Here is a 4299-nt window from a genome sequence, read left to right as displayed (position 1 = left end):
CGCCTGCCCGGTCCAGGCCATACTCCTCGGTGAGGAGGTGTCCGCCGATGGCCGCCGGTGATCTTCGCGAGGGCCGCATCGTCATCGTCGGCGCGTCACTGGCCGGGCTGAGGGCCGCGGAGGCGCTCCGTGAGGAGGGCTTCACCGGCTCACTCACCGTAGTCGGGGACGAGCCCCACCCGCCCTACGACCGGCCACCACTCTCCAAGCAGGTCCTTCTCGGCCGGGCGACGGCGGACACCACCGAGCTGCCGATGCGACGGGATCCTGACGCCGAGTGGCTACTGGGGGTACGCGCCACCGGCTTGGACCTCCTTGCGAAACGTGTGCTCCTGGAGGACGGAGAGTCGCTCCCGTACGACCGGTTGCTGATCACCACCGGCACCCGGGCGCGACCGTGGCCCAACCCGGTCGAGGGAGCCCTGGACGGCGTGATCACCCTCCGTACCTGCGACGACGCCGCGTGGCTGGCCGAGCGGCTGGCCGCCGGCCCGGAGCGGGTGCTGGTGATCGGTGCCGGCTTCACCGGCTCGGAGATCGCCTCGGCCTGCCGGGAACTGGGGCTGAACGTCACGGTCGCCGAACGCGGCCCCGCGCCTCTGGTGGGCGCCATCGGCGGCACCCTGTCGAAGCTCGCTGCCGTCATGCACCGCAACCACGGCGTGGACCTGCGCACCGGGGTGACGGTCACCGGCCTGCACGGCGACGGCAGCTTCAGCGGCGCGGAGCTGTCCGACGGCAGCCGTGTCGAGGCCGACGTCTGCGTCGTGGCGCTGGGGGCGATCCGCAATGTCGAGTGGCTGGCGGAGTCCGGGCTGGCGGCGGGACCCCGCGGGATCGCCTGCGACGCCGGGTGCCGGGCCTTCACCATGTACGGGATCGTCACCGACGACGTCTTCGTGGCCGGGGACGTCTCCCGCTTCCCGCACCCGCTGTTCGGCTACCAGATGCTGTCCCTGGAGCACTGGGGCAACGCGGTCGAGCAGGCGGAGGTGGCCGCTCACAACATGGTCAATCCCGGTCCCCTGCAGCGTCCGCACCTGGCCGTCCCGACCTTCTGGTCGACCCAGTTCGGGCTCAACATCAAGTCGGTGGGCGTGCCCACGTACTCCGACCACGTCGTCATCGCCCAGGGCTCCTTGGAGGCACGCCGGCTGGCGATGGTCTACGGCTACCAGGGGCGCGTCACCGCCGCGGTCACCGTCGACATGGCCAAGTCGCTCGACTACTACAAACGCCTGATCGAGACCGCCGCGCCCTTCCCGCCCCCACCCGGCGCACAGGACCGCGCGATCGCGGCCGACGTCCCGATCCCGTCCGACGTGCCGGATCCGAAGGGTCTGTCCCACGGCCCGACCGTGGCGCTCACCGGTTACCTGCCCGACCGCCGCCTGACGGTGGTCTAGGCCCTGTCGTCGAACTCCCGTCTGCCCCGCGACGCCATGCACGCTCCGCCCACTGCCTTGACGGCGCGGGAGGTGCCCCCACTCGCCGCACCGAGCCCAGGCCCAAGTACATCCAGTACGAGGGCAGTGCCCGGCACACCGAGGATACGCACCTGACGCCGCAGGACCCGCCCTCCGGGCGGACGACGGGAGTTCGACGACAGGACCCAACCACCCGGCCGACCCACGCCCCGCCCAACGACGAGGAGCCAACCATGGACTCCGGCACCCTGCTGGCACGGATCACCGACTACGCGAATCGTCCCAACCCCTACCCGCTCTACGCGGAACTGCGCGAGGCCGGTCCCGTGGTGCGGCAGGCAGACGGCAGCTACATGGTCGGTACGTACCACGAGATCGCCGCCCTGCTCCACGACCCTCGGATGAGTGCCGTTCCGCGCGGGCGCGGCGAGGAGTCATCGAGGTTGCCGTTCCTGCGGCTCGACGACCCCGAGCACCACAGGCTGCGCACCCTTGCCATGCGGCCGTTCGGCCCGCCGCACAGCCCGTACCGGGTCGATTCCATGCGCGGGGAGATCGACGGGCTCTGCAAGGAACTGACGCGGTCCTTCGAGGCGGGTCGGCAGATCGACATCGTCGACGACTTCGCCTACCCGCTGCCCGTCACGGTGATCTGCCGCCTGCTCGGCGTTCCTCGCGAGGACGAACCGCTCTTCCGGGCCTGGTCCGACGCGATCGTCGCAGCGGCCGACGTCAAGCCCGAAGAGGACACCGCCGAGGCGGACGAGGCGGGCCGGCAGGCGCGGGTCGAGATGGGCGGGTACCTGGTGAACCTCGCGGAGCAACGCCGTGGCAACCCGAGCGACGACATGCTCTCCGCCTTCGTCAACGAGCCGGACCCGGCCCTGCGACTCACCCGGGAGGAACTCGCCGAAACCGCGGTACTGCTGCTCATAGCGGGACACGAGACCACGGTCAACCTGATCACCAACGGTGCGCTGACCTTCCTCCGCCACCCGGAGCACCTGGACCACCTGCGCCGAGAACCCGACCTGCTGCCACGAGCGGTGGAGGAACTGCTGCGCTACGAACCACCGGTCCACATGCGCGAGCGCATCCCCAGCGCCGACATCGACGTCGCCGGCACCACCGTTCCCGAAGGCACGCCCGTCATCCTGGCGCTGGCCTCTGCCAACCGGGACCCCATGCGGTTCCACGAACCCGACCGGTTCGATCCCACGCGCCCGGACAACCAGCACCTCGGCTTCGGCAGCGGAATCCACCTCTGCTACGGCGGGCCCCTCGCCCGCGAAGAGGCTCATGCCGCGCTCAGCACCCTGATCCCCCACCTGGGCACGGCACGCCTGGTCGACGACCCGCCCCCCTACCGGCAGAACGCCATGCTGCGCGGGCCGCGCCACCTGAACATCCAACTGTGAGGCAGTGAATCGGCCTCCTCGAGGCGCACTTCGCCGCCGCCCAAGGGTTCATGGACCGAGCGGGACGATGCATGCACTGACAGCGCAGCTCTCCCGTCGAACTGCGAGGTTCGCCCATTCGGCCCAGACTGGACGAAAAGCGTGTTTCCGCCGCCGCGTTCCCGTGACCACTGCTTCATCGGGAGGCGTCATGGTCGTGATAGTTCTCCTCCTGCCGGTGATACTCCTGCTCATGCTGTTCGGGCTGGATGCCTTCGAGAACCTCTTGTTTCCCCCGTCATCAGCGCCCCCTCCGGGGGAAACCCACCAGCAGTCCATGACGGAAAGCCCCGATCCCGAAATTGCCATCAGGCAGCTCACCCCGTCCCAACCACGACCGCCCGAACCCCGACCCCAGCAGGGCGGCGCCATCGGCGCCCTCGAAGCTGCACCGGCCGTGGAGCAGCGCGGCGAGAGGTGGGCGAACGACTCGGCGGGATGACGGATCGCTGCCCCCACAGACCCCGCCATCAGAAGTGCGGCTGATCGACACCGCGACCAGGTGGCCGCCCTCTCCCTTCGAGGGGCGGCGGCCGGATACACGGGTGTGGCGTGCACACGGTCGTGTGCACGCCACACCAGGGGTCATGACGGGGGATGCCGGAGCTTAGCCGCCTACTTGAAGCGGACCACCTGAGGGTCGTGGTCGCTCGTCTGGTCGGAGAACTCCGAGTTGATGTGGACGACCTGGTAGTCGGGCTTCTTGACGGCGGGTGAGACCAGGATGTGGTCCAGCGTCTGGGAGTTGCCGTCGTACACGTAGCTGTAGCGCTCGTTCACCGGCAGCGTGTTGATCAGGTCCGTGAGGACACCACCGGAGGTGAGCTCGCCCAGCGGCTTGGAGAACTGGTAGTCGTTCAGGTCACCGAGGACGACGACCTTGGCCTTCGCGTCCTTGGCGAGCAGGCCGGACACGAAGGTGTTGACCTCCTTCGCCTGGGCCGTGCGCTGGGTCTCGGAACTCAGCGTCGGCGGCTGGAAGACGCCGTGCACCGGCTGGTCGCCACCCTTGGAGTTGAAGTGGTTTCCGACGACGAAGACCTGCTTGCCGCGGAAGAGGAACTCGCCGACCAGCGGCTTGCGGCTGCTCGTCCAGGCGTCCGAGGTGGGGTCGATCCGCCCCGGGGAGACCGAGAGCTGTACACCCTTCTTGCCGTCGGAGACGGCTTCGACGGCCGTGGTGGAGTCGCCACCCTGCCGGTCGACGAAGGTGACGCGCTGCGGGTTGAAGAGGAAGACGTTGCGGATGTTGCCGCCGGGCTCGCCGCCGTCGGAGTCGTTGACCGGGTCGATCGCGCGCCAGTCGTACGACGGGCCTCCGGCCGCCTTGATGGCGTCGATGAACTGGGAGATGGTCTTGCCGGCGGTGACCGTGCCGTCGTCCTTGGGACCGTTGTCGTCCTGGATCTCCTCCA

General features: G+C 69.3%; 4 protein-coding genes. 3 read left to right on the top strand and 1 reads right to left on the bottom strand.

Features of this window, described 5'->3' with window-relative positions; all coding sequences use genetic code 11:
* The first annotated feature begins 47 nt into the window (after positions 1 to 47).
* From BZY54_RS44115 to BZY54_RS44105, 3 genes are all read left to right on the top strand, one after another.
* A complete protein-coding gene (locus BZY54_RS44115; protein ID WP_086730989.1) occupies positions 48 to 1406 on the top strand; it encodes an NAD(P)/FAD-dependent oxidoreductase in 1359 nt (452 codons plus the stop codon).
* 254 nt (positions 1407 to 1660) lie between these two features.
* Positions 1661 to 2845, top strand: coding sequence for a cytochrome P450 (locus BZY54_RS44110; protein ID WP_086730988.1), 1185 nt, complete (start codon positions 1661 to 1663; stop codon positions 2843 to 2845).
* Between the two features lie 232 nt (positions 2846 to 3077).
* Positions 3078 to 3326 carry a hypothetical protein gene (locus tag BZY54_RS44105; protein ID WP_167414176.1) on the top strand — a complete coding sequence of 83 codons (249 nt, stop codon included), beginning with the start codon at positions 3078 to 3080 and terminating at the stop codon, positions 3324 to 3326.
* 173 nt (positions 3327 to 3499) lie between these two features.
* Here the strand turns inward: BZY54_RS44105 and BZY54_RS44100 are convergent.
* Positions 3500 to 4299, bottom strand: an 800-nt coding sequence (locus tag BZY54_RS44100; RefSeq protein ID WP_208640952.1) for an endonuclease/exonuclease/phosphatase family protein, incomplete at its 5' end; no start/stop codon positions are given.

Origin of the sequence: Streptomyces carpinensis (assembly GCF_002154505.1) — a bacterium.
GTDB classification, from domain to species: Bacteria; Actinomycetota; Actinomycetes; order Streptomycetales; family Streptomycetaceae; genus Streptomyces; species Streptomyces carpinensis.
Note: the sequence above shows the minus strand (reverse complement) of the source record. Positions and strands in the feature narration are given on the sequence as shown.